This window comes from Streptomyces sp. NPDC058662, assembly GCF_042716255.1.
Classification (GTDB): Bacteria; Actinomycetota; Actinomycetes; order Streptomycetales; family Streptomycetaceae; genus Streptomyces.
Map to the genome: position 1 here is coordinate 1 of NZ_JBHXRU010000095.1, position 25,435 is coordinate 25,435.

19 protein-coding genes are annotated in these 25,435 nt (G+C 73.2%); 5 read left to right on the forward strand and 14 right to left on the reverse strand.

Annotated elements, in window-relative coordinates:
* Positions 1–60: 60 nt before the first annotated feature.
* Positions 61–1,473 carry a proline--tRNA ligase gene (gene proS / locus ACFWUQ_RS25775; RefSeq protein ID WP_384542426.1) on the reverse strand — a complete coding sequence of 471 codons (1,413 nt, stop codon included), beginning with the start codon at positions 1,471–1,473 and terminating at the stop codon, positions 61–63.
* 140 nt (positions 1,474–1,613) lie between these two features.
* Here proS and ACFWUQ_RS25780 point away from each other — a divergent pair, with 140 nt between their 5' ends.
* Positions 1,614–2,327 carry a methyltransferase type 11 gene (locus tag ACFWUQ_RS25780; RefSeq protein ID WP_384542429.1) on the forward strand — a complete coding sequence of 238 codons (714 nt, stop codon included), beginning with the start codon at positions 1,614–1,616 and terminating at the stop codon, positions 2,325–2,327.
* A gap of 87 nt (positions 2,328–2,414) precedes the next feature.
* On the opposite strand, the gene ftsH is transcribed toward ACFWUQ_RS25780, so the two are convergent.
* The 6 genes from ftsH to ACFWUQ_RS25810 form a co-directional block, all read right to left on the reverse strand.
* Positions 2,415–4,391, reverse strand: coding sequence for an ATP-dependent zinc metalloprotease FtsH (gene ftsH, locus ACFWUQ_RS25785; RefSeq protein ID WP_384542432.1), 1,977 nt, complete (start codon positions 4,389–4,391; stop codon positions 2,415–2,417).
* A gap of 134 nt (positions 4,392–4,525) precedes the next feature.
* Entirely contained in the window at positions 4,526–6,097 is a 1,572-nt protein-coding gene (gene ffh, locus ACFWUQ_RS25790; protein WP_384542434.1) for a signal recognition particle protein, read from the reverse strand.
* Positions 6,098–6,208: 111 nt separating this feature from the next.
* A complete protein-coding gene (locus tag ACFWUQ_RS25795) occupies positions 6,209–8,635 on the reverse strand; it encodes a [protein-PII] uridylyltransferase (protein ID WP_384542436.1) in 2,427 nt (808 codons plus the stop codon).
* Between the two features lie 17 nt (positions 8,636–8,652).
* Positions 8,653–8,991 carry a P-II family nitrogen regulator gene (locus ACFWUQ_RS25800; RefSeq protein WP_384542438.1) on the reverse strand — a complete coding sequence of 113 codons (339 nt, stop codon included), beginning with the start codon at positions 8,989–8,991 and terminating at the stop codon, positions 8,653–8,655.
* Positions 8,988–10,334 (reverse strand): ammonium transporter, encoded by a 1,347-nt coding sequence (locus tag ACFWUQ_RS25805; RefSeq protein WP_384542441.1) that lies wholly within the window; start codon positions 10,332–10,334, stop codon positions 8,988–8,990. The genes ACFWUQ_RS25800 and ACFWUQ_RS25805 overlap by 4 nt, the downstream gene beginning before the upstream one ends.
* A 342-nt stretch (positions 10,335–10,676) precedes the next feature.
* On the reverse strand, positions 10,677–12,173 hold the full coding sequence (locus ACFWUQ_RS25810) for a hypothetical protein (RefSeq protein ID WP_384542444.1): 1,497 nt from the start codon (positions 12,171–12,173) through the stop codon (positions 10,677–10,679).
* A 406-nt stretch (positions 12,174–12,579) separates the two neighbouring features.
* Between ACFWUQ_RS25810 and ACFWUQ_RS25815 the strand changes: the two genes are divergently transcribed.
* Positions 12,580–13,248 (forward strand): bifunctional DNA primase/polymerase, encoded by a 669-nt coding sequence (locus ACFWUQ_RS25815; RefSeq protein ID WP_384542447.1) that lies wholly within the window; start codon positions 12,580–12,582, stop codon positions 13,246–13,248.
* A 73-nt stretch (positions 13,249–13,321) separates the two neighbouring features.
* Here the strand turns inward: ACFWUQ_RS25815 and ftsY are convergent, their stop codons facing one another.
* Positions 13,322–14,536 (reverse strand): signal recognition particle-docking protein FtsY, encoded by a 1,215-nt coding sequence (ftsY, locus tag ACFWUQ_RS25820; RefSeq protein WP_384542451.1) that lies wholly within the window; start codon positions 14,534–14,536, stop codon positions 13,322–13,324.
* A 268-nt stretch (positions 14,537–14,804) separates the two neighbouring features.
* On the opposite strand from ftsY, the gene ACFWUQ_RS25825 reads away from it, so the two are divergent.
* Positions 14,805–15,791: an LLM class flavin-dependent oxidoreductase gene (locus ACFWUQ_RS25825; protein ID WP_384542454.1), complete on the forward strand. Its 987-nt coding sequence runs from the start codon at positions 14,805–14,807 to the stop codon at positions 15,789–15,791.
* Between the two features lie 41 nt (positions 15,792–15,832).
* Here ACFWUQ_RS25825 and ACFWUQ_RS25830 read toward each other — a convergent pair whose 3' ends face one another.
* The 4 genes from ACFWUQ_RS25830 to ACFWUQ_RS25845 all read right to left on the reverse strand — a co-directional run bounded on the left by ACFWUQ_RS25830 (position 15,833) and on the right by ACFWUQ_RS25845 (position 22,238).
* Positions 15,833–17,263, reverse strand: a complete 1,431-nt coding sequence (locus tag ACFWUQ_RS25830; RefSeq protein ID WP_384542457.1) for a sugar porter family MFS transporter — start codon at positions 17,261–17,263, stop codon at positions 15,833–15,835.
* A gap of 218 nt (positions 17,264–17,481) precedes the next feature.
* Positions 17,482–21,216: an AAA family ATPase gene (locus ACFWUQ_RS25835; protein WP_384542459.1), complete on the reverse strand. Its 3,735-nt coding sequence runs from the start codon at positions 21,214–21,216 to the stop codon at positions 17,482–17,484.
* A 172-nt stretch (positions 21,217–21,388) separates the two neighbouring features.
* On the reverse strand, positions 21,389–21,607 hold the full coding sequence (locus ACFWUQ_RS25840) for a hypothetical protein (RefSeq protein WP_030032603.1): 219 nt from the start codon (positions 21,605–21,607) through the stop codon (positions 21,389–21,391).
* 349 nt (positions 21,608–21,956) lie between these two features.
* A complete protein-coding gene (locus ACFWUQ_RS25845; RefSeq protein WP_384542462.1) occupies positions 21,957–22,238 on the reverse strand; it encodes an acylphosphatase in 282 nt (93 codons plus the stop codon).
* A gap of 134 nt (positions 22,239–22,372) precedes the next feature.
* Here ACFWUQ_RS25845 and ACFWUQ_RS25850 point away from each other — a divergent pair, with 134 nt between their 5' ends.
* Positions 22,373–23,242: a CAP domain-containing protein gene (locus tag ACFWUQ_RS25850; protein ID WP_384542464.1), complete on the forward strand. Its 870-nt coding sequence runs from the start codon at positions 22,373–22,375 to the stop codon at positions 23,240–23,242.
* A 98-nt stretch (positions 23,243–23,340) separates the two neighbouring features.
* On the opposite strand, the gene ACFWUQ_RS25855 is transcribed toward ACFWUQ_RS25850, so the two are convergent.
* Entirely contained in the window at positions 23,341–23,961 is a 621-nt protein-coding gene (locus ACFWUQ_RS25855) for a flavodoxin family protein (protein ID WP_384542467.1), read from the reverse strand.
* A 124-nt stretch (positions 23,962–24,085) separates the two neighbouring features.
* Here ACFWUQ_RS25855 and ACFWUQ_RS25860 point away from each other — a divergent pair, with 124 nt between their 5' ends.
* Positions 24,086–24,460 carry a winged helix-turn-helix transcriptional regulator gene (locus ACFWUQ_RS25860; RefSeq protein ID WP_384542470.1) on the forward strand — a complete coding sequence of 125 codons (375 nt, stop codon included), beginning with the start codon at positions 24,086–24,088 and terminating at the stop codon, positions 24,458–24,460.
* Here ACFWUQ_RS25860 and mutM read toward each other — a convergent pair.
* The gene (gene mutM / locus ACFWUQ_RS25865) at positions 24,433–25,302 is read right to left on the reverse strand and encodes a bifunctional DNA-formamidopyrimidine glycosylase/DNA-(apurinic or apyrimidinic site) lyase (RefSeq protein ID WP_384542473.1); all 870 of its coding nucleotides are present in this window, start codon (positions 25,300–25,302) and stop codon (positions 24,433–24,435) included. The two genes, ACFWUQ_RS25860 and mutM, sit on opposite strands and share 28 nt — an antisense overlap.
* Positions 25,303–25,435 lie beyond the last annotated feature (133 nt).

Below are 25,435 nucleotides of genomic sequence, written 5' to 3' on the forward strand. Positions count from 1 at the left end.
GACGCCTCCGCCCCGGCGCGCGGCTGGTGCCGCGCGCCGGGGCGTGGGAGCCCGGCCGGATCAGTAGGAGCGGGCGACGATCGCGAGGGTGCCGGGGGCGTCGTCCGTCTGCGGAACCGAGCCGTCCGGGGCGATCAGGCAGCGCACGGAGACGGCCTGCTCGGCGAGCTTGGCCTCGCCCTCGGGGCCGAGGTCCGCCCACGGGATCCGGGCCCAGCCGCCGGCGACGGCGGCCTCGGCGGCCTCCCCGATGGTCGCGACGTCGGACGTACGGGACTCGCGGCGCTCGCGGGACTCGCGCAGCAGCTGCGCCTGGTCCTCGTCCAGCACCTTGGGCAGCAGGTCGGCGAGCGCGTCGATCTGCACGGGGGTCTTCCCGCCCGGGATCCGGCGGGCCAGCATCGCGGTGCCGGCCTCCAGGTCGCGGGGGCCGATCTCGATGCGGACCGGCACGCCCTTGAGCTCCCAGTCCACGGCGCGGCGGCCGAAGGGGGTGTCCACACGGTCGTCGACCTGCACGCGCAGGCCCGCGGCCTTGAGCCGGGCACCGAGCTCGCGGACCTTCGCGACGGCCTCGTCGCCCTTGATCGCCATGACGACGACCTGGACGTGCGCCAGACGCGGCGGCACCCGCAGGCCGTTGTCGTCGCCGTGGGACATGATCAGGCCGCCGACCATGCGGGTCGAGACGCCCCACGAGGTCTGCCAGACGAGCTCCTGCTTGCCCTCCTTGGACAGGTACTGGGTGTTGAAGGCCTTGGCGAAGTTGGTGCCGAGCTCGTGGCTCGTGCCCAGCTGGAGGGCCTTGCCGTCACCCATCATGCCTTCGAGGGTGAGGGTGTTGATGGCGCCGGCGAAGCGCTCCTTGGCGGTCTTGCGGCCGAGGACGACGTCGATGCCGAGGACGTTCGTCATGAAGTCGCCGTAGACGTCCGTGTGGATCCGCGCCGCGTAGTCGCGGGCGTCCTCGTAGGTGGCGTGGGCCGTGTGGCCCTCCTGCCAGAGGAACTCGCTCGTCCGGAGGAACACGCGCGGACGCATCTCCCAGCGGACCACGTTGGCCCACTGGTTGATGAGGAGGGGCAGGTCGCGGTAGCTCTGGACCCACTTGGAGAAGTAGTCGTTGATGATCGTCTCGGACGTGGGCCGGACGACGACCGGCTCGTCCAGCTCCTTGCCGCCGCCGTGCGTGACGACCGCGAGCTCGGGGGCGAAGCCCTCGACGTGCTCCGCCTCCCTCGTCAGGTACGACTGCGGGATGAACAGCGGGAAGTACGCGTTCTGGGCGCCCGCGTCCTTGATGCGCGCGTCCATCTCCTGCTGCATCCGCTCCCACAGGCCGTAGCCGTACGGCCTGATGACCATGGTGCCGCGTACCGGACCGTTGTCGGCCAGCTCGGCCTTGTTGATCAGATCCTGGTACCAGCGGGGGAAATCCTCCGCCTGCGGGGTGAGAACGGGTGCCTTTGCCATGGCGCGAATGGTACGGCGCCGGGTGCACCGAGCGTGAATCGGGTGGCGCGCTCCTCTGGACGCGAGGGCGAATGGGGAGTTCCCTGGCAACGGGGGCAAGGGGGCGAAACGGAATCAGGAGCGCTCTTTCGATGACACCGATGCCGACGGCGACGCTCGTCGCCCGGGACTGGGCGGAGATCCAGGAACGGATGCTGGTACCGCTGTACGAGGCGGTCTACGACCGGCTGGAGGTCGGCCCGGGAGACCGACTGCTCGGCCTCGACTGCGGGGCCGGGCTGGCCCTGCTGCTGGCGGCCGGGCGGGGCGCCGCGGCCACGGGTGTGGAGGCGGATCCGGCCCGCCGGGCGCTGGCCCGCGAACGGCTGCTGGAGGTACTGGCGGCGCCGCCCGCCGCGGCCCGCCCGTACGACGCCCTGCTGGCCTTCTCGCCGACGCCGGCCGCGCTGGCGGCCGCGCTGCCCGCGGTGCGGCTGGGCGGGGCCGTGGTGCTGGCCGACTGGGGCCCCGCGGAGCGCTGCACGGTGCCCGCGGTGCTGGGCGGCGGCCCGGCCCCCAAGGACCTGGACGCGCTCGCGGAGGGGGCCGGGCTCAGACCGGACGGCTCGGGGCGGGTGTTCTGCCCGTTCGGGTACGCGGACGTGGACAGCGCCGTGCGCGGGCTGCTGTCCACCGGGCTGTACTCCGGGGCGGGGACCGGTTCCCGCGGAGGCGGCGGTGCCCCGCCGTTCGGGATGTCCGATCCGGCGCTGGCGGAGAAGGAGCTGGCCGAGGCCCTTCACCCGTACGAGCGGCCGGACGGGGCCGTGTGGCTGCCGAACATCTTCCGGTACGTCATCACCCGGGTGGCCTGAGCGGATCGGGCGGGCCGCCGGATCCGGGGCCGCGGCGTCCGCGGCGCTCAGTCCGTGCCGGGTGCGCTCAGTCCGTGCCGGGTGCGCTCAGTCCGTGCCGGGTGCCTTCGCCAGGCGGGGGATGCCCGCGGCGGCGTAGGCGGCCGCCTCGTCCAGCGTCTCGGCGGCGAGGAGGGCGTCGGCGAGGGCGTCGAGCTTCGGGCGGTTCTCGCGCAGCAGGCGGCAGGCGTCCTCGTAGCACTCGTCCACGATCCGCCGCATCTCCTGGTCCACCGCGTCGAGGGTGGCGGGGGCGGCGGACAGGCCGTAGGGGCTCTGTCCGTCCGAGGGGAGCGCGGTGAGCCGGCCGACGCGCTCGCTCATGCCCCAGCGGCCGACCATGCCCCGGGCGAGGCCGGTGACCTGCTCCAGGTCGCTCTCGGAACCGGTGGTGACCACGTCGTAGACCACGTGCTCGGCCGCCATGCCGCCGAGCGCCCCGATGATGCGGCCGCGGAGGTAGTCCTCCGTGTACGCGTACCGGTCCGCGTCCGGGGTCGAGAGCGTGACGCCGAGCGCGCGCCCCCGTGGGACGATGGTGATCTTGCGGACCGGGTCGGCGCCCGGCTGGAGCATGCCCAGGAGCGCGTGTCCGCCCTCGTGGTACGCCGTCCGGCGGCGCTCCTCCTCCGGCATCACGAGGGACCGCTCCGCGCCCAGCTGCACCTTCTCCAGGGCGTCGGACAGATCGGCCCGGCCGACGGAGCGCCGGCCGCGCTTGACGGCCAGCAGCGCGGCCTCGTTGGCGAGGTTGGCGAGTTCGGCGCCGGTCATGCCGGGGGTGGTGCGGGCGACCTGGACCAGGTCCACGTCGTCGTCGAGCGGGATGTCGCGGGTGTGGATGCGCAGGATGGCCTCGCGGCCGGTGCGGTCGGGCGGTGAGACGGCCACCGTGCGGTCGAACCGGCCCGGCCGGGTCAGCGCGGGGTCCAGGACGTCCGCCCGGTTGGTGGCGGCCAGCACGATCACCCCCTCGGAGCCGGTGAACCCGTCCATCTCGGTGAGGATCTGGTTCAGGGTCTGCTCGCGTTCGTCGTGTCCGCCCATGCCCGCGCCCGAGCCGCGCGCCCGGCCGATGGTGTCGATCTCGTCGATGAAGATGATCGCGGGGGCCACCTTGCGCGCCTCCGCGAAGAGTTCGCGGACCCGGGAGGCTCCGACACCGACGATCATCTCGATGAACTCGGAGGCGGAGGCGGAGAAGAACGGCACCCCGGCCTCGCCCGCCACCGCCCGCGCCAGCAGGGTCTTGCCCGTGCCGGGTGGGCCGGACAGCAGGACGCCCCGGGGCATCCGGGCACCCATGTCGCGGTACGCCCGCGGGTTGCGCAGGAAGTCGACGACGTCGTTGAGCTCGCCCTCGACCTCGTCGATGCCCGCCACGTCCTCGAAGGTGGTGCGCCTGGCGCCCGCCTCCAGTTCCACCGGCTTGGGCGGCGCCTTGCGGCCCAGCCCGCCCATGCCGCCGCCCGTCGCGGCGCCCATCCGGCGGGCGATGAACACCCACAGGAGGATCAGCAGCAGCATCGGGGCCAGGGAGATCAGCAGATTGGCCAGGAAGCTGCGCTGCACGACGACCGGTTCGGCCGTGACGGTCACGTTCTGCTTGGTGAGGTCGGCCCACAACTGGTCGTCGGCGAAGGCGGGGCGCTGCGTGACGAACTTGGTGTAGTCGCCCTTGTCGCCGTCGGGCAGCGGCCGCTCCGCCTTGAGCTGGCCCTGGATGGCGTCGCCCTTGGAGTAGATCTTCGAGACGTTGCCGCCGGCGACCTGCTTGCTGAACTCCGTGTACGAGATCGTCGGCTCGTCGCCCTCGTTGAAGAACGACAGCACCAGGTTGGTGATCAGGTAGACGATCAGGGCCGCGAGGATCAGCCCCCGCCAGCCGCCCGGCATCCCCTTCTTCGGGGACGGGGCGGGCGGGGCACCCTCCGAGCGCCAGGGCGTGTCGGCCCGGTCGCGCGGCGGTACGGGGGTGGGGCTGGGCACGGGGCGCCTCCTTCTGCCGTCCTCTCGGCCGACCATAAGGGACAAACCCGCCCATCGCTCCAGCGGGACCGCGGCCGGACTCCGGCAGGGCTCCGACAGCGCTCCCGCGCACGACAGCGGGCCCCGGACGTGCGCACACGCCCGGGGCCCGCCGCGCCGTCGCGCGGTTACTACTTCATGAACTTCTTGAACTCGTCCGGAAGGTCGAAGTCCCCACCGGGCTGACCGGGCGCGGGCAGGCCGAAGGGGTTGCCCGCGTCCACGGGCTCGATCGCCTGCGGACCCTGCTCCCGGCGCGCGGCCGCTGCGGCTTCCTCTTCCCTGCGCTTCATCGGGTTGCCGCTCTTGCGCTTGCCCTTGGCCTGCTTGACCTGCTTCTTCTGGCGGCCGGGGCCGCCACCCATCCCCGGGATGCCGGGCATACCAGGCATGCCGCCGCCCTGCGCCATGCGGGACATCATCTTGCGGGCGTCGAAGAAGCGCTCGACGAGCGACTTGACCGCGCTGACCTCGGTGCCGGAGCCCTTGGCGATACGGGCGCGGCGCGAGCCGTTGATGATCGTCGGGTCCTGGCGCTCGGCCGGGGTCATCGACTTGATGATCGCGGCGGTGCGGTCCACGTCGCGCTCGTCGATGTTGTTGATCTGGTCCTTGATCTGCCCCATGCCGGGGAGCATGCCGAGCAGCTTGGAGATGGAGCCCATCTTGCGGACCTGCTCCATCTGGGCCAGGAAGTCGTCGAGCGTGAACTCCTTGGGGCCCTTGGCGAGCTTGGCCGCCATCTTCTCGGCCTCGGCCTGCGAGAAGGTCTTCTCGGCCTGCTCGATGAGGGTGAGCATGTCACCCATGTCGAGGATCCGACCCGCCATGCGGTCCGGGTGGAAGGCGTCGAACTCGTCGAGCTTCTCGCCGTTCGAGGCGAACATGATCTGCTTGCCGGTGACGTGCGCGATCGAGAGCGCGGCACCGCCGCGGGCGTCGCCGTCGAGCTTGGAGAGCACGACGCCGTCGAAGCCGACGCCGTCGCGGAAGGCCTCGGCGGTGTTGACCGCGTCCTGGCCGATCATGGCGTCGACGACGAACAGGATCTCGTCCGGGCTGACGGCGTCGCGGATGTCCGCGGCCTGCCGCATCAGCTCGGCGTCGATGCCGAGACGGCCGGCGGTGTCGACGATGACGATGTCGTACTGCTTGGTGCGCGCGTACTCAACGGAGTCCTTGGCGACCTGGACCGGGTCGCCCACGCCGTTGCCGGGCTGGGGCGCGTAGACCGCGACGCCCGCGCGCTCGGCGACGACGGACAGCTGGTTGACGGCGTTGGGGCGCTGGAGGTCGCAGGCGACGAGGAGGGGGGCGTGGCCCTGCCCCTTGAGCCAGAGGCCGAGCTTTCCGGCGAGGGTGGTCTTACCGGCACCCTGGAGGCCGGCCAGCATGATCACGGTGGGCGCGGTCTTGGCGAACCGGAGCCGACGGGTCTCGCCACCGAGGATGGTGACCAGCTCGTCATTGACGATCTTGAGGACCTGCTGGCCGGGGTTCAGCGCCTTGCTGACCTCCTCGCCGCGGGCCCTCTCCTTGACGTTCGCGATGAAGGAGCGGACGACCGGGAGGGCGACGTCGGCCTCAAGGAGCGCGATACGGATTTCCCGGGCCGCTGCGTCGATGTCAGCCTCGGACAGCCGGCCTTTGCCGCGCAGGCCCTTGAAGGTATTCGCCAAGCGGTCGGAGAGCGTATCGAACACGGTGGTCGCGATTCCTCGGGTCGGGGGCGTTGTGGTCGTCCCCCAGGGTATCGGGCCGCGCCGCCGGCCCGGCCCTGTGGGCGCCGTTCCCCTTCCCGCAGCGGCTCCCGCCTACGCGAGCGCCGCCTGGACGGCCCCGGCCAGCGCGGCCGCGGCGGGAGCGGGCAGGGGTTTGCCGTCGGCGTCGACCACGTACACGGTGTCCACCGCGTTCGCGCCCAGCGTGGAGACGTGCGCGCTGCGGACCCGTACTCCCCCGGCCTCCAGGGCGCGTCCGATGCGGTGCAGCAGCCCCAGCGCGTCCGGGGCTCGCACCTCCAGGACGGTGGCCAGCGAGGACACGCCCGGGACCACGGCGACGCGGGGCGGCGGCGGGACCACGCCGCGCCGTCTGGGGTAGGCCGCCTCGCGGTCCGCCAGCTTCGCCGGGACGTCGAGCGAGCCGTCGAGGGCGCGCACCAGGTCGGTACGGAGCCGGGCGGCCTGCGGCAGCGACCCGTACTCGGCCGCCACCCGCCAGCGCAGGACGAGTACCTCGCCCAGCCGGTCGGGGAGCTCCAGGGAGCGCAGCTCGGCGGCCCGCACCGTGAGCCGGTGCAGGGCCAGCACCCCGGCGACCGCGGGGAGGACGCCCGGTTGGTCGGGGACGGCCACGACGAGCTCCCCGCCGACGGCGTCCTCCTCCTGGCGGGCGTGCAGCGCGAGCACCGGCTCGCGGGTGCGCAGGGCCTCCACGGCCAGCCGCTCCTGCTCGGTGGTCGGGACCTCCAGGTCGCGTGCGGCGGGGGCGCCGCCCTCCAGGACGGCGGCGACCCGCGCGACGAGGTCCGCGACCAGGGAGCCGCGCCAGGCGCTCCACGCCGCCGGCCCGGTGGCCAGGGCGTCCGCCTCGGTCAGGGCGTGCAGGATCTCCAGGGTGCCGACCGAGCCGACGGCCCGCGCCACGGACCCGACCGTCGCCGGATCGTCCAGGTCGCGCCGGGTCGCGGTGTCGATCAGCAGCAGGTGGTGGCGTACGAGGGTGCCGAGGACGGCGACGTCCGGCGCGTCGAAGCCGACCCGGGCGGCCATGTCGCGGGCGATGGTCTCGCCGGCCACCGAGTGGTCGCCGGGCCAGCCCTTGCCGATGTCGTGGAGCAGGGCCGCCATCAGCAGCAGGTCGGGCCGGCCCACCCGGCGGGTCAGGGCGGAGGCCCGCACCGCCGTCTCGATCAGGTGCCGGTCCACGGTCCAGGTGTGCACGGGATTGCGCTGGGGGCGGCACCGCACCCGCTCCCAGTCCGGCAGCAGCCGGGTGATCAGGCCTTCCGCCTCCATGGCCTCCCACACGGGCACCATCGGCTCCCCCGCCCCCAGCAGGGTGAGCAGCTGCTCGCGCGCCTCGGCCGGCCACGGCACGGGGAGCGCCTTCGCCTGCGCCGCGAGGCGGCGCAGGGCGTGCAGGGACACGGGGAGTCCCGCCTGCGCGGCGGCCGCGGCGAGCCGCAGCGGCAGGACGGGGTCCCGGTCGGGCCGCGCGGCCAGGGCCAGTACGGCCTCCCCGTCGGACTCGACGACACCCTCGGCCAGGGGCGCCCGCTCGACCGCCGGGGCGCCCCGGGGGCCGAGCAGTCCGCGCAGTCTGGGGCGGGCGGCGCGCGCCCGCAGCACCCGTCCGACCTCGCGCCAGGTCACGTCGCCCGCGTACGCGACGACGTGCGCGGCCGCGTACACCTCGCGCAGCAGCGCGTCCGCGTCGAGCAGCCCGAGCCGGGCCGCGACCTGGTCCTGGTCCTGGAGGGAGAGCCGGTCGGTGGAGCGGCCGGTCACGAGGTGCAGGGCGTCGCGTGCGTCGAGGAGCCGCCGCCGGGCCTCGACGAGGCCCTCGCGCGGGGCGTCGGCCAGCCAGGACGCGGCCACCGCCCGCAGCGCGGTGGCGTCGCGGAGGCCGCCGCGGGCCTCCTTGAGGTCGGGTTCGAGGAGGAAGCGGAGCTCCCCGGCCCGTTCGGCCCGGTCGCGGCACAGGGCGTGCAGCTGCGGGAGCCGCTTGGCGGCCTGGTTGCGCCAGTCGGCCAGGACGGAGGTCCGCAGGCCCGCGAGGAGTCCGGCGTCGCCCGCGACGACCCGGGAGTCGAGCAGGCCGAGGTGCACCTTGAGGTCCTCGGCGGCGGTCTTGCGGGCCTCGGCGGGGGTGCGGACCGAGTGGTCGAGGGCGACGCCCAGGTCCCACACCGGGTACCAGAGGCGGTCGGCCAGGGCGCTCAGCGCCCGGGGCTCCGCCCTGCCGTCGTGCAGCAGCACCAGGTCGAGGTCGCTGCGCGGGGAGAGCTCGGCCCTCCCGTAGCCGCCGACGGCGACGAGGGCCGCTCCCCGCACGCCGGTCTCCCGTACGGCGGCGGTGAACAGCGAGGTCAGCCAGTCGTCGGTCAGCCCGGCGAGGGCGGAACGCCGGGAGGGCCCGGACCGCGACTCCTCCTGGAGGAGTCGCAGCCGGGCCGCGGCGTATCCGCTGGGTCCCGAGTCGGCCGTGTGGTCCGTGCTCTCTTCGACGCTCGACACCCGGGAGCTCCCGTCACCTAGAGCGCGTCAGCGCCGCGCTCGCCGGTGCGGACCCGGATGACCGACTCCACGGGGACGCTCCACACCTTGCCGTCACCGATCTTCTCGGTGCGGGCGGCGGCGACGATCACGTCCATGACGTCGTCGGCCGCCTCGTCCTCGACGACCACCTCGATACGGATCTTGGGCACGAGGTCGACGGTGTACTCGGCGCCCCGGTAGACCTCGGTGTGGCCGCGCTGGCGGCCGTAGCCGCTGGCCTCGGAGACCGTGAGGCCCTGGACGCCGAAGGTGTGCAGGGCGTCCTTGATCTCGTCCAGCCGGTGCGGCTTCACGATCGCGGTGATGAGCTTCATGCGTCAACCTTCTTGCTCGCGGCGGCGGCGGTGGCGGTGGCGGAGGTGCTCCGGGAGGAGGCACCGCCGCCGGCTCCGCTGAAGTCGTAGGCGGTCTCGGCGTGCTCGACCTGGTCGATGCCGGAGACCTCGTCGTCCTCGCTGACGCGCATCCCGATCGTCTTGTCGAGGAGGAAGGCGAGCAGCGCGGACGCCACCAGAGAGTAGGCGAGGACGGCGAAGACACCGACGGCCTGCTTGCCGAGCTGCTCCAGGCCGCCGCCGTAGAAGAGGCCGGCGACGTCGGACTGGACCCCGCCGGTGGCGAAGAGGCCGACCAGGAGGGAGCCGGCGATCCCGCCCACGAGGTGGACCCCGACGACGTCGAGGGAGTCGTCGTAGCCGAACTTGTACTTCAGGCCCACCGCCATGGCGCAGAGCACGCCGGCGATGGCGCCCACCGCGATCGCGCCGAGCGGGCTGACCGCGCCGCCGGCCGGGGTGATGGCGACGAGGCCGGCGACGGCGCCGGAGGCCGCGCCGAGGGTGGTGAAGGAGCCGTGGCGCAGCTTCTCGTAGGCGAGCCAGGCGAGCATGGCGGCGGCGGTGGCGACCTGGGTGTTGACGAACATGACGGCGCCCACGCCGTCGTCGTTGCCGAGCCAGGAGCCCGCGTTGAAGCCGAACCAGCCGAACCACAGGAGGCCGGCGCCGAGCATCACCAGCGGCAGGCTGTGCGGGCGCATGGGGTCCCGCTTGAAGCCGACGCGCTTGCCGATGACCAGGATGACGCCGAGCGCCGCGGCGCCCGCGTTGATGTGGACGGCGGTGCCGCCCGCGAAGTCGATGACGCCCATCTCGAACAGCCAGCCGCCGGCGCCCCAGACCCAGTGGGCGACGGGGAAGTAGACGACCGTGACCCACAGGGCGGTGAAGAGGGCCCAGGCGCTGAACTTGACCCGGTCGGCGAGCGCGCCGCTGATCAGGGCGGGGGTGATGACGGCGAACATCAGCTGGAAGACGGCGAAGACGTAGACCGGGATGGTGTAGCCGTCCCACAGCTCGGTGATGCCGATGCCGCTGAGGCCGAGGTAGTCGGAGTTCCAGCCGATGAGGGAGCCGGAGTCGGTGCCGAAGGCGAGGCTGAATCCGTAGAGGACCCAGAGGATCGTGACGATCCCGAGGCTGATGAAGCTCATCATCAGCATGTTGAGACTGCTCTTGACGCGGACCATGCCTCCGTAGAAGAAGGCGAGTCCGGGGGTCATCAGCATGACCAGGGCGGAGCAGATGAGCATGAACCCGGTGTTCGCGGCAGACAGCGTCGGGGCGTCTGCCGCGAGGGTCGTGATGGCTGATGCCATCGGCGTCTCCTCGTCGTCGGTACGTTCGCGTGCGGGCGATCGTGAAAACCTGAGCGGTGTTGAGGGCGGCCGGCCGGATGGGGGGCCTCGCCGGTCACTGGCCCTGAGATTCGCGCAGGCCGGTTTCCGGCGGCGCCGCTCGGTGTTTCACCGCGATGACGAAGACGTCCCGGCTGTTACGGGGCGATGAACAGGACCGCCGCCGTCCGGGCGGGGCGGTGGGCCCGCCGGGGATGGTCCCGGCCGCGGCAGCACCCGGATGACCTGGCTGGGGGAGCCTGATCGGGCTTCTCGGGGTGTCTGCCGCGGCCGGGGGCCGGGGGGAGGCGGCCGCGCGGGCCGTCAGACGGCCTCGGCGGCCTCGGGGAGCCGCGAGGCGAGGTGGTCGGTGAGCCGGACCACCTCGGCGACGTCGCCGTAGGTGCGGGCGGCTGCGTCGACGGTCTTGCGCAGACGGGTGTTCACCCGTTCGGACCGGACCTTGCCCGCCACGTCGAGGGCGCGGCCGACCAGGACGGCGGCCTGCTCGGGCTCGCGCTGGAGCAGGTGCACGGTGGCCATGCCGATGAGGTTGAGGGCGTAGGAGCGCTGGTGCTCCTCGTCCTTCTCGAAGAGCTCGACGGCCCGTTCCATGACGGGTTCGGCGAGGGAGGCGTAGGTGGGGCTGCGCCCGGCGACATAGGCCAGGTCGCGGTAGGAGTGCGAGTTCTCGCCGTTCAGTTCCGCCTCGGAGAAGAAGCGGATCCAGTCGGGTTCGGGCTCGGGTTCGCCGCCGAAGCCGACGTCGCCGAACGTGTCCTCGGCCATCCGGACCGCGCGCTTGCAGCGGCTGGGCTGCCCCATGTTGGCGTAGGCGCGGGCCTCCATCGCGTACAGCATGGCCTGGGTGCGCGGTCCGGCGCAGTCGCGGCTGCCGTACTGGGCGAGGTGGATGAGTTCCAGGGCGTCCTCCGGCCGGCCCAGGTGGATCATCTGACGGCTCATGCTGGAGAGGATGTACGAGCCCAGCGGCTTGTCCCCTCCCTCCTTCGCGGCGTGCAGGGCGAGGACGAAGTACTTCTGCGCGGTGGGGTGCAGCCCTATGTCGTAGCTCATCCAGCCGGCGAGTTCGGCGAGCTCCGCGGCGACCTTGAACAGCCGTTTCATGACCGGGGCGGGGTGGTTCTCCTGGAGCAGGTCGGTGACCTCGTGGAGCTGGCCCACGACGGCCTTGCGGCGCAGTCCGCCGCCGCACTGGGCGTCCCACTGGCGGAACATCACGGTCGTGGCGTCGAGGAGGTCGAGCTCGGGCCCGGACAGCCGGGAGGGCCGGTGCCCGCCGCGGGCGCCCGCCGGTCCCGGCTCGCGCGCTCCCGGGTCGGCGGCCGGGGACGGGACGAGCCAGCGCTGCATGGGCTCGATGAGGGCGGGGCCCGCGGACAGGGCGAGGGAGGTCCCGAGGAAGCCGCGGCGGGCCAGCATCAGGTCGCTGCGGGAGAACTCGCCGAGCAGCTCGACGGTCTGCGGGCCGGCCCAGGGCAGGTCGACCCCGGAGACGGACGGGGTCTGGTGGGCGGTGCGCAGGCCGAGCTGCTCGATGGCGACGACGGAGCCGAAGCGCTCGGAGAACAGCTCGGACAGGATGCGCGGGACGGGCTCGCGCGGCTGCTCCCCGTCGAGCCAGCGGCGTACGCGGGAGGTGTCCGTGCTGATGTGGTGGGCGCCCATCTGGCGGGCCCGGCGGTTGACCTGGCGGGCGAGTTCGCCCTTGGACCAGCCGCTGCGAACGAACCAGGAGGTCAGCTGCTCGTTGCGGGCAGCCGGGTCCTCGATCGCTCCGCTTGCGCCGTTGCCGCCCACTGGAACGCCCCCATCCGCTCTGCTTCTCCACCCGAAACCCTGGCGGGGGCGCCGAGCGCCGCCATGGACCTTCACAGATCCTTCACAGATTGCCACCGGCATACCCACGCTCGGGTCCACCTCCGGGCTTCGTGCACCGAAAGTAATCCTACGATCACCCCTCCGGCGAGGGCGATTCCGGAAACGCCACCATTCGCCACCCCTTTGAATGAACTGGCCACCGGCCAGGCGCGATTCACTTGACACCGAGGTGAAAACGGATTGGTGGACGGGAGTGCACCGGGGGCGTGCGCGGCGGGGAGTGCGCCGGGCCGGCCCGGAGGGCACCCCGCGGCGGACCGTCGGCAGCGGGTCCCACCGAGCTCGTAACCACCGGCGCGTCCGACCCGTTGGAGGGGGCATGGGCATGGGCTTCACGATCGGCGGCAGCCGAGGCACCAAGGAGTTCCGCACCGGCGCCCGGCGCCGCGGCCGGACCTCTGAGTGCACGGCGGTGGCGGAGTACACGGGGCTGTGGGGCTGGGATGTGGTGCCCGGCGCCCGCGCCGCGGCGCCCTCCCGCGACTGCTCCTGCGGGGACGCTCGGTGCGCGGCCCCGGGCGCGCATCCACTGGACTTCGCCCCGACGGTCCCCGCGGGGGCCACGCTGGACGAGGTCGCGAAGACGTGGGGCGAGTACCCGGGCGCGGCGGCGCTGCTCCCCGTCGGCCGCTTCTTCGACATCATCGAGGTCTCCGAGGAGGTCGGGCGGCGCGCGCTGGTCCGGCTGGAGCGGATGGGCCTGCCGCTGGGCCCGGTGATCGTCACCCCCGACGGCCGGGCGCAGTTCTTCGTGGCCCCGGGCGCCGCGGCGGAGCTGCCGCAGCTGCTGTACCGGATGGGCTGGGACGACGCCGACCTCGACCTGCGCGCGCTGGGCCGCGGCGCGTTCGTGACGGCGCCGCTGTCCGACCGGGCCGGGCTCGGGCCGGTCGGCTGGCTGCGGCCGCCGGCGCTCGACTCCGCCGGGGGCCCGCCGCAGGCCCGGCTGCTGCTCGGCACCCTGGCGTACATCTGCCACCGCTCGCGGCGGTAGTCCCGCTCGCACCGGCGCCCCCGCTCCCCGGGTGGGGAGGCGGGGGCACCGGTGTGCGTGCGGGGGGGGGCGCTCAGTCGCCGATCAGGGCGTCCACGAACGCCTCCGGCTCGAAGGGGGCCAGGTCGTCCGGGCCCTCACCGAGCCCGATGAGCTTGACCGGGACGCCCAGCGCGCGCTGGACGGCGACGACGATGCCGCCCTTGGCGGTGCCGTCGAGCTTGGTCAGGACGATGCCGGTGATGTCCACGACCTCGGCGAAGACACGGGCCTGGGTCAGGCCGTTCTGCCCGGTGGTGGCGTCCAGGACCAGCAGGACCTCGTCCAGCGGGCCGTGCTTCTCCACGACCCGCTTGACCTTGCCGAGCTCGTCCATGAGGCCGGTCTTGGTGTGCAGGCGGCCCGCCGTGTCGATGAGCACCACGTCGGCGCCCTCGGCGATGCCCTCCTTGACGGCGTCGTAGGCGATGGACGCCGGGTCGCCGCCCTCGGGGCCGCGTACGGTACGCGCGCCGACGCGTTCGCCCCAGGTCTGGAGCTGGTCGGCGGCGGCGGCGCGGAAGGTGTCGGCCGCACCGAGCACCACGCTGCGGCCGTCGGCGACGAGCACCCGGGCCAGCTTGCCGGTGGTGGTGGTCTTGCCGGTGCCGTTGACGCCGACGACCATCACGACGGCCGGGGTGTCGACACCGCTCTCCGTCTTCACGGCGCGGTCGAAGTCGGTGCCGACCAGCGCCAGCAGTTCCTCCTTGAGCAGGGCGCGCAGGTCCGCGGGCGTACGGGTGCCGAGCACCCTGACCCGCTCGCGGAGCCGGTCGACCAGCTCCTGGGTGGGTACGACACCGACGTCGGCGATCAGAAGGGTCTCCTCGATCTCCTCCCAGGTGTCCTCGTCGAGGTGCTCGCGGGACAGGAGCGTGAGCAGCCCCTTGCCGAGCGAGTTCTGCGACCGGGCGAGGCGGGCGCGCAGCCGGACCAGGCGGCCGGCGGTGGGCTCGGGCACCTCGATCGCGGGCGCGGGCGGAGCCTCGACGACCGGGTCCTCGACGGCGGTCGGGGCTTCGGCGGCGCCGGGGAGGTCGACCTCCTCGATGGTGCGGCGCGGCTCCTGCGCCGTCGGTGCGGCGTCCTCCCCCACCTGGGGTTCGGCGGGCGGGGCAGTGATGGTCGGCGTGCTCGACGGAGCCGAGGGCGGCAGCTGCTTCTTCTTGCGGCTGCCGATCACGAGCCCGCTGATCGCGCCGACCGCGACCAGGGCGATGACTACGGCAAGGATAAGGATGTCCATAACCCCCCCAGTATCAGCCACGGCGCACGGCCGGGCTGGTTACCCCGCGGGCGGCGGGCCTGCCGTCCGGCCGGAAATCGCCGGTCCGGGCCGTTGTTCGGCCTGCGGGGCGACCTCTCGACGCGCCTCTGCCGCGCACGCGGCCGGCGGCTTCGGCGGGGCCCGCCCGCGAGGAGCGCGTACTCGCCGAATCCCTGTCCAACTGACGCAACGTCAGCTAACGTCCCCCTTCGCCCGCCCACCCGCATCCGGCGAAGGGGGACTCCCCATGCCCATCACCGTGGCCCGGTTCAATCTCGTCGACCCGAACGGCACCCCCGCGTCCCTCTCCGCCCGGTACCGCACGGCTGTGGAGATGGCGCGCTACGCGGACGACCGGGGAATGGACACCGTCCAGACCGAGGAGCACCACGGCACCGCCAACCACTGGCTGCCCTCCCCCTTCGCCTTCGCCGGCGCGGTCTTCGGCGCGACCCGCCGGATCGCCGTCACCGTCTCGGCGATCATCGGTCCGCTGTACGACCCGTTGAGGGTCGCGGAGGACATCGCCGTCCTCGACCTGCTCAGCGGCGGGCGGCTCGTCACCGTGGCGGGCATCGGCTACCGGCGCGAGGAGTACGAGCAGCACGGCGTGGAGTGGGCCCGGCGCGGCAGGCTTCAGGACGAGCTGCTGGAGACGCTGCTGAAGGCCTGGACCGGCGAGCCCTTCGCGTACCGCGGCCGGACGGTGCGGGTCACCCCGACGCCGTTCACCCGCCCGCACCCGCTGCTGCTCGTCGGCGGCAGCTCCGAGGCGGCGGCCCGGCGTGCGGCCAGGCTCGGGCTGCCGTTCTTCCCCAGCGCGCACCTGCCGGAACTGGAGGCGTACTACCACGCCCGGCTCTCGGAGTTCGGCACGGAGGGCTTCTGCATGATGCCCGCGGCCGAGACCCCGCTGCTGCACATCGCAGAGGACCCGGACCGGGTCTGGGCCGAGTACGGCGAGCACTTCCTGCACGAGGCGGGCATGTACGCGTCCTGGCAGTCCGAGGACATCCGCAGCGCCGTACGGTCGGGCGCGCGGACGGTGGCGGAGCTGCGCGCGGAGGGCGTGTACCGGGTCCTCACCCCCGACGAGGCGGTGGCGTACGCGCGGGGCGCGGGCGAGGCGGGGAACCTCGTCCTGCACCCGCTGTGCGGCGGTATGCCGCTGGACGAGGGCTGGCGCAGCCTGCACCTGCTGTGCGAACAGGTACTGCCCCGGCTCAAGGACTGAGCCGGGGCAGTATCGAGGAGAAGGGGTGGTGGCGGGGATGGTTACCCCATCTCCTCCAGCGCCTTGCCCTTGGTCTCCGGCACCCACTTGAGGATGAACGGGATCGAGAGCACGGCGAAGACGGTGTAGATCACGTAGGCGCCGGACAGGTTCCAGTCCGACAGGGTCGGGAACGTGACGGTGATGAGCCAGTTGGCGACCCACTGGGCCGCGGCGGCGACGCCGAGGGCCGCGGCCCGGATGCGGTTCGGGAACATCTCGCCGAGCAGCACCCAGACCACCACGCCCCAGGACAGGGCGAAGAAGAGCACGAAGGAGTGGGCGGCGACCAGCGCGACCGTGCCCTGGGTGTCGGGCATGGTGATGTTGTCGCCGGTGCCCGTCTTGTACGAGAACGCCCAGGCGGCGAGGCCGAGGGAGAGGGACATGCCGACGGAGCCGATGAGGGCCAGCGGCTTGCGGCCGATCCGGTCCACGAAGATCATCGCGATCACCGTGCCGATGATGTTGATGATCGACGTGGTGAAGGAGTACAGGAACGAGCTGGTCGGGTCGATGCCGACCGACTGCCACAGCGAGGAGCTGTAGTAGAAGATCACGTTGATGCCGACGAGCTGCTGGAAGACGGAGAGGCCGATGCCGATCCACACGATGGGGAGCAGCCCGAAGCGGCCGCCGAGCAGGTCCTTGAAGGTGGACTTGTGCTCGGAGCGCATAGCCAGGTCGATCTCGGCAACGCGGGCGTCCAGGTCGACCTTCGAGCCCTCGACCTCGCGCAGCACCTGCCGGGCCTGCTCGTTGCGGCCGACGGAGATCAGGAAGCGCGGGGACTCCGGGATGACGAAGGACATCAGCCCGTAGAGCACGGCCGGGACGACCATGACGCCGAGCATCCACTGCCAGGCCTCCAGGCCGGCGATCTCGCCGCGCTGGTCCCCGTCGGCGAGGTTCAGGATGCCCCAGTTGACGAGCTGTGAGATGGCGATGCCGGTGACGATGGCGGCCTGCTGGAAGGAGGCGAGCCGGCCGCGGTAGGCGGGCGGGGACACCTCGGCGATGTAGGCGGGGCCGATCACCGAGGCCATGCCGATGCCGAAGCCGCCGATCACCCGCCACATGGCGAGGTCCCAGAGGGCGAACGGGAGGGCCGAGCCGATGGCGCTCACGGTGAAGAGGACGGCGGCGATCTGCATGCAGCGGATACGGCCGATCCGGTCGGCGATGCGGCCCGCGGTGGCGGCGCCGAACGCGCAGCCGATCAGTGCGGCGGCGATCACCTGGGCCAGGACCTCGGAGCCGACGTCGAACCGGTCGCGGATCGCTTCGACGGCGCCGTTGATCACGGAGCTGTCGTAGCCGAAGAGGAAGCCGCCCATGGCCGCCGCCGCGGTGATGAAGATGACGTGGCCGAGGTGGTCGGGCTGCGACCCGGATCCGCCGCCTGACGACGATGCCTTCGCTGTGCTGGTCAAAGTGTGCTCCGTGGGGGGTTCGTCCGTCCTTACAGTGGCGCACAGGTCAAGATCGAGCACCACCCGAAGGGCGGGAGACAGCGGAGCGAGCCTATGCGTTCATTTCATGAAGTCAAGACCAGAGGCGAATCACGCCGAATCCCGCGCAGCCCACGAGGCGCCCCAGATTGGGATTCACTTCTTGAATGCGCTTCGCTCAGCTGAGCGGCATCTGCCCCTCAGCGGAGCCGTTGGCTGATGACCTTCGAGACACCGTCGCCCTGCATCGACACCCCGTACAGGGCGTCCGCGACCTCCATCGTCCGCTTCTGGTGCGTGATCACGATCAGCTGCGAGCTCTCCTGGAGCTCCTCCATGAGCCGGATCAGCCGCTGCAGGTTCGTGTCGTCGAGCGCGGCCTCGACCTCGTCCATCACGTAGAACGGACTGGGCCGCGCCTTGAAGATGGAGACCAGCAGGGCCACGGCCGTCAGCGAGCGCTCGCCGCCCGAGAGCAGCGACAGCCGCTTGACCTTCTTGCCCGGCGGCCGGGCCTCCACATCGATCCCGGTCGCCAGCATGTCGTCGGGGTCGGTGAGGACGAGGCGGCCCTCGCCGCCGGGGAACAGCCGCGAGAACACCCCCTCGAACTCCCGCGCCGTGTCCCGGAACGCCTCGGTGAACACCTGCTCCACCCGGGCGTCCACCTCCTTCACCACGTGAAGGAGGTCGGCCCGGGTCTTGCGCAGGTCCTCCAGCTGTGCGCTGAGGAACTGGTGCCGCTCCTCCAGCGCCGTGAACTCCTCCAGGGCGAGCGGGTTGACCTTGCCGAGCTGCTGGTACGCCCGTTCGGCCGCCCTGAGCCGCTTCTCCTGGTGGGCGCGGACGAAGGGGCCGGGACGGTTGCGCGGGTGGTCCGGGTCCTGCGGGAGCTCCTCGCCCTCGGCCGGCGGGGACGGCGGCACCGGCTGGTCGGGCCCGTACTCGGCCACCAGGGCCCCGGGCTCCGTACCGAACTCCTCCAGCGCCCTGGCCTCCACCTGCTCGATGCGCAGCCGCTTCTCGGCGCCGAGCACCTCGCCCCGGTGCACCGAGTCGGTGAGCTTGTCGAGCTCGCCCTTGAGGTCCCGGGCCCGGTCGCGGGCCTCCCCCAGCTCGCGTTCGCGCAGGCCCTGGGCGTACTCGGCGGCCGCCCGCTGCTCCTCGGCACGGCGCAGCGAGACCTCCATGTGCGCGAGCAGCTGGCGGGCGCCGTCCGCCACCGCGCCGGCGACCTCCGCCTCGTGCCGCAGACGGGCCCGGCGCCGTTCGGCGCGGGCGCGTGCCTCGCGTTCCGCGCGGGCCGCGCGGTCCAGCGCGTCGGCCCGGCCTGCCAGCCCCTTGGCCCGCTCCTCGTGCGTCCGGAGCTGGAGCCGTGCCTCCATCTCGGTCTGCCGCGCGTTGGCCCCGTCGGCCGCGAGCCGGTCCCGCCGCGAGGTGTCCGGCTCCTCCTCCACGGGCATCTCCTCGGCGGTCGCCAGGCGCTCCGCGCACTCCTCCACCTCGGCCAGGGCCTGCTCCAGCGCCTCCTGCGCCCTGGCCGCGGCGGCCGCGGCGCGCTCGGCCTCACCCGCAGCGCCCTTCGCCTGGCCGGCGAGGCGTCCGAGCTGCTGCGCGGCCCCGGCCCGGGCGCGCTCGCCGGCCCGGCGCCGCTCCCCCAGCTCCTCGACCAGCGCGGCCCCTTCCTCGCGGCGGGTCCGCGCCGCCGCCAGGTCCTCGCCGAGCTCACGGCAGCGCCCGTCCAGCCGGGCCAGCTCGGCGGCCGCCTCGTCGACGGCGGCCTGCACCTCGATCAGGCTGGGCGCGCCGGCGGAGCCGCCGTGTGCCAGGTGGGCGCCCAGCACGTCCCCGTCGACGGTGACGGCCACCAGCTCGGGCCGCTCCGCGACCAGCGCCTCGGCCTCGTCGAGGGTCGCCACCACCACGTGGTCCCGCAGGATCCGGCTCACAGCCCGCAGCAGCGCGGCGTCCCCGTCCACCAGGGAGGCGGCGCCCGCACGCTCGGCCGCACCGACCCCCGGGGCCGGCTCCGGGGCCGGCTCCGACCGGGTGTGCCCGGCCGGGGCTCCGAGCACGGCCCGTACCGGAGCTGCGGACTCCGGGTACGGCGGCGCGGCCGGACGGGGGACGCCGCATGGCTGCCCCGCCCCGTCCGCACCGTCCGGGGCGGCGCCGGCCTCCGAGTCGGGCGCCGGGCCCTGCACCGGGAGCACGGGGGCCGGCGGGGTGATCAGGAGGGTGGCGCGGCCGGCGTCCGCCGCGCGCAGGTGGCGGATCGCCGCAGCGGCCGACCCGGGCGAGGCCACGGCCACCGCGTCCGCCGCCGCACCCAGCGCGGCGGCCACCGCGACCTCGTACCCCGGGGCCACCGTGAGGCGCTCGGCCGCCGGTCCCAGCAGCCCGGCCAGCCGCTCGCGCGCCGCGAGCAGGGCCCCCGTACCGTCCTTGCGGCGCAGCCCGAGCGCCAGCGCGTCCCGGCGCGCCGAGACCGCCGCCCGCGACCGCTCCGCGTCCGCGACCGCGTCCCGGGCGGCGCCCAGGCCTGCCTCGGCCTCCGCGAGGCCGGCCCGCGCCGCCTCGTACCGGGCGGCCGCCGCCGCGTCGGTGTCCAGGGGGCCGAGCCGCGCCGCCAGTTCCTCGTACTCCTCCCGCGCCGCCACCGCCCGCGACTCGGCCTCGTCGCGCGCCGCGACCAGCCGGTCGATCTCCGCCTGCGCCGCGCCGGCGCGGGAGCGGGCCGCGCCGAGCCGCCCGGTCAGCCGGGCCAGCGCCTCGCGCCGGTCGGCGACGGCCCGGGCCGCGTCCCGCAGCCGCCGTTCCTCCTCGGCGAGCGCGCGCTCCAGCTCCGCCCGGTGCTCGGCCGTGTCCTCCAGGGCGTGCGAGGCGGCCTCCGCGGAAGCGGCCAGCTCCGCCTCCTGCTCGCGGATCCGCGCCGCCTCCTGCTCCATGTCCTCGGGGTCCCGGCCGCGCCGCTCCTCCTCCACCGGGGCGCCCGCGCTGCGGACGCGCGCCCGCGCCAGGGACTCCGTACCGCGCACCCGTTCCGCGGACTGCGACAGCTCGTACCAGGTCTGCTGAGCGGCGCGGAGCCTGGGCGCGAGGTCCCGTACCGCCGCCTCCAGCTCCGTCTCCCGGCGCAGGGCGTCCGCGAGCCTGGCCTCGGCGGCCTCCTTGCGGTCCTTGAGCGCGGCCTCGTCGGCGATCTCCGCGTCGAGCGCGCGCCGCAGTACCACCAGGTCGTCGGCGAGCAGCCGCAACCGCGCGTCGCGCAGGTCCGCCTGGATCACGGCCGCCCGGCGGGCGACCGCGGCCTGCCGGCCGAGCGGCTTGAGCTGTCGCCGCAGCTCGTCGCCCAGGTCCTGCACGCGCGCCAGATTGGCCTGCATCGCGTCCAGCTTCCGCAGGGCCTTCTCCTTGCGCTTGCGGTGCTTCAGTACGCCGGCCGCCTCCTCGATGAAGGCGCGGCGCCCCGTGGGATCAGCGTGCAGTACGGCGTCCAGCCGGCCCTGGCCGACGATGACGTGCATCTCGCGGCCGATCCCGGAGTCGGAGAGCAGCTCCTGGATGTCCAGGAGGCGGCAGGTGTCCCCGTTGATCTGGTACTCGCTGCTGCCGCCGCGGAACATGATCCGCGTGATGGTGACTTCGGCGTAGTCGATCGGCAGCGCGCCGTCGGAGTTGTCGATCGTCAGGGACACCTCGGCGCGGCCGAGCGGCGGGCGGCCGGTGGTCCCGGCGAAGATGACGTCCTCCATCTTCCCGCCGCGCAGCGACTTGGCGCCCTGCTCGCCCATGACCCAGGACAGCGCGTCCACCACATTGGACTTGCCCGAGCCGTTGGGACCCACCACACAGGTGATGCCGGGTTCGAAGCGGAGGGTGGTGGCGGAAGCAAAGGACTTGAAGCCGCGCAGGGTCAAAGACTTGAGGTGCACGCCGCCGGACTCTACCTTTCACGGGCGGTTTCACCCACGAAGGTGCGGGGCAGCACTCACCTCAGGCATTCGGGCAAAGATCCGGGGCAAAGGCCCGGGCAAAGAAAGAAGGGACGCCGGAGCGTCCCTTGCAGATCATGCGAGGCTGGAATCGAGCGACGAGTGGTGCGAATCAGGTGAGCGCAGGCTCCGCCTGGGGTACGTCGATGTCGATGCTGTCCAGCAGCGAGTCTCCGTCGTGCTGAGCGGCGGCCGCGTTCAGCGCGTCATTCTCGGACTGAATCCGTACGAGCTCGGACTCAAGGTCCTGGACGCGCTGCTGAAGCCGTCGCATCTCGGCGAGGAGTCGCGGGTCGGAACCGCCGACGTAACCGAGAAGCGCCTTTGCCATGATGGATGGTCCTCCACACTGAGTGACCGACCGAAGCGGGGTGGGTCGTGAGGGAATCGCACCCGCGGATGTCCGGCAGCGACTGACAGTCACTGCGCTTACTACTGCCAACACTGCCAAACAGCTCAGGTGCGCGGGGCTTCCAGCGTCTCACCAAAAAGTTTGACGGTCAACACGATCACGCCCCGTATCGGCGGACGGCCCGGTCCTCGAAGGGGACGTGGAGACCACCCTCGTCTTCGAGCCTTCCACGGATCCCCCTCATCGGCAACGCGTCACGGACGAACGCGCAGTTCCGGCGCGGTGCGGCCGGTCCGGGATGTGATCAGTACATGATCGGCCGGCGCCCTCAGCGGATCGCGAACCCGTCGTAGCCACCGCGCGCTGTCCCCCAGATCTCTGTCACTCCGTCCACCCGCCCGGGCGTGTCGGCGGACCGGAGCCAGTCCAGCAGCCGGTGGCACTTCTCACGTTGACCTTCGGCCACCACCTGCACCCGCCCGTCGTCCAGGTTGAGCGCGAAGCCGACCACTCCGCCGATCTCCAGAGCATTCGCCCTGGTGAACCAGCGGAAGCCCACTCCCTGTACACGGCCGCGCACCCAGGCGGTCAGACGGACATCCTCATTCATGCGTGAACGCTAACCGGGCAAACACTTTCGGGTCACATCGCCCCCTCGGCCCCATGGCGTACAGTCGCGCACCAATGAGCTCACCCGTTCGGGCGAGTCACCCCGATCTCTCTCGCACGGAAGGCCCGACGCCGATGGGACGCCACCGACTCCACGCCGCGCCGCGCCGCGGCGGCACGCGCGGCACCGCCGTGCGCACCGGCCTGCTCGGCGCCTCCGTAGCCGTGGCCCTCGGCGCGGCGGCCGTCACCACCGGCACGGTGCCGGTCGGCGGCTCCTTCCCCTACGTGGGCGTCAGCGACTCGGACGCGGAGCGCCCGCGGGCCGCGGCCCAGCCCTCGCGCGGCCCCGCCGCCACGCCGGAGCAGCAGGGCGGTCTCGCCAGCCTGTCCGGCCGCGGGTCGACCGGGACCGAGAGCGCATCCCCGTCCGCCGGCGCCTCGGCGTCCGCCTCCCCGTCACCCTCCGCGAGCCCGTCCCCGTCCGGGTCGCCGTCCGCACCGGCCTCGCCGAGCGCGGCCCCGTCGGCCGCGCCGACCCCCTCCGCCAAGGCTCCGTCGAAGCCCGCCCCGGCTCCGGTCGCGCCGGCGCCGTCCACTCCCCCGGCCCCGCCCGCCGGGGACGGGCACTCCGCCGAGGAGGCGGCCGTGCTCGCCCTGGTGAACCAGGAGCGGGACCGGGCCGGCTGCGGCCCGGTCCGGGCCAATCCGCCGCTCGCGGCGCTGGCCGGAGCCTTCAGCAAGGACATGGCCGCCCGCGGCTTCTTCGGACACACGGACCCCGACGGCAACACCCCGTGGGACCGCGCCGACAAGGCCGGCATATCCGGCCTCGGCGGCGAGAACATAGCCCGCGGCCAGGGCGACGCGGACGCCGTGATGAAGGCCTGGATGAACAGCCCGGGCCACCGGGCCAACATCCTCAACTGCGAGTTCCGCACCCTGGGCGTCGGCGCGCACTTCGCCGCCGGCGGCCCCTGGTGGACGCAGAACTTCGGCTTCTAGCCGTTCCCCGCGAGGGGCGGTGAGCGGCGGGCGGCGGGCCACCGGGCGGGCGGCCCTGACCGCCGCGGGCCCGTCTCGTCCCGACCGCCGCGGGCACGTCAGACGGAGACCAGGACCTCGGCGGCCAGGGCCGCCCGCCCCGCGAGGACGGTACGGGTCTGCTCGGTGACGCGGCGGCCGAGGTGCTCGGCGGTCGCGATGTCCGCCGGGTGCACTCCTTCCGGGCCCTCGTCGGAGTTCGTCTGGGCGGCGGCGCCGGAGAAGAAGCCGAGGCGGTTCAGGTCGTTCTCGCTGCCTGCGCTGGAGTTCCAGCCCGGCTTCAGGCCCAGGTTCACCCAGGTCATGCCGTGCTGCGCGGCCAGCGTCTGGAAGAACTGCAGGGTGTGCAGCTTGTCGCCGCTCTTGGAGCCGGAGTTCGTGAAGCCGGCGGCCACCTTGTCCTGCCAGACGTCGCCGAACCAGCGCTTGGACGTGGCCTCCGCGAAGACGTGGAAGGCGCCCGAGGCGGTACCCATGTAGGTCGGGGACCCGAAGACGATCGCGTCGGACGCGTCGAGCAGCTCCCACTGCGCGTCGTCGATCTCGTCGACCTTGATCAGGTGGACGGTCGCGCCGGCCCCGGCGGCGCCGGCGCGGACGGCCTCGGCCACGACGGCGGTGTGCCCGTACCCGGAGTGGTAGGCGACCGAGACGACGGGGGCGTGCGTGGATGCGGACATGGCTGGTCTCTCCCTGGATGGGTGGCGGCGCCCCTCGGTGTGCGGGGCGACGAGGAAAAGAGAAGCACTAACTTTTTGAAAGCGCAACCTCTTGGTTAGCGCTGCATGAGGGTACGCTCTTTCCATGGAGACACTTCCGTTCGACGCGTTCGCGCGCGCGTGCCCTTCCCGGGAGACCCTGGAGCACGTCACCGGTCGCTGGGGCAGCCTCACGGTGGGCGCGCTGCGCGAAGGCCCCGCCCGCTTCAACGAGCTGCGCCGCCGGGTGGAGGGCGTGAGCGAGAAGATGCTGTCCCAGACGCTGCACGCGCTGGAGCGCGACGGCATCGTCCACCGCGAGGCGCAGCCGACGAACCCGCCGCGCGTCGACTACGAGCTGACCCCGCTCGGCGTCGAGGTCGCGGACCGGCTGCTCAGCCTCATCCACTTCCTGGAGGGGAGCATGCCGGATGTGCTGACGGCCCGGCAGTCCTACGACGGGATACGCGGCGGGCGCTGACAGCGCGGGCAGAAGTAGCTGGACCTGTTCATCCACGGCCTGCGGCGCATCGGCGTCCCGCAGCGGCGGCAGGGCTCGTCCTCGCGGCCGTAGGCGTCCAGGGAGCGGTCGAAGTACCCCGATTCGCCGTTCACGTTGACGTACAGGCTGTCGAAGCTGGTACCGCCGACGTCGAGGGCCGCGTTCATGACGTCGCGGACATGGCCGAGGAGTTCCGCGCTCCGGGGGCGCGTGAGTGTTCCGGCGGGGCGCTCGTAGTGCAGCCTGGCGCGCCACAGCGCCTCGTCGGCGTAGATGTTGCCGACCCCGCTGATCAGGGACTGGTCCAGCAGGGCCCGCTTGACGGTGGTCCGCCGGGCGCGCAGGGCCAGGTGGTAGGCGACCTCGTCGAACCGCGGGTCCAGGGGGTCCCGGGCGATGTGCGCGATGACATCGGGGAGTCCGTCGGCGCTGTCGGCGGCGGTCTCGTGCAGCGAGAGGCCGCCGAAGGTCCGCTGGTCCACGAAGCGCAGCTCGGTGCCGAGCGCGTCGTCGAACCGGACCCGGATCCGCAGGTGCTTCTCGTCGGGGGCGTCGCCCGGCTGCACCAGCAGCTGCCCGCTCATCCCGAGGTGTCCGAGCACGGACAGGTCGCGGCCCTCCAGCGGGAGCCACAGGTACTTGCCGCGGCGCCGCGGCACCTCGATGGTCCGCCCCGTGAGCCGTGCCGCGAAATCGGCCCCGCCGCCGGGGTGGCGGCGTACCGCGCGCGGATGCAGGACCTCGACGGACTCCACGGTCCGACCGGCCACCCAGCGTTCCAGACCCCGCCGCACGACTTCGACCTCGGGCAGCTCGGGCACGGTTCTCCTCCGGAAGGGACAGCGGGGGCGGCGCGGGCGCGGCCGGCGCCTGCGGGGTGAGCGCCCGAGCCCGAGCCTACCGGCCCCGGCGGACCGCCCCGGAAACGGGACCGCCCCGCCGCCTGCGGTGCAG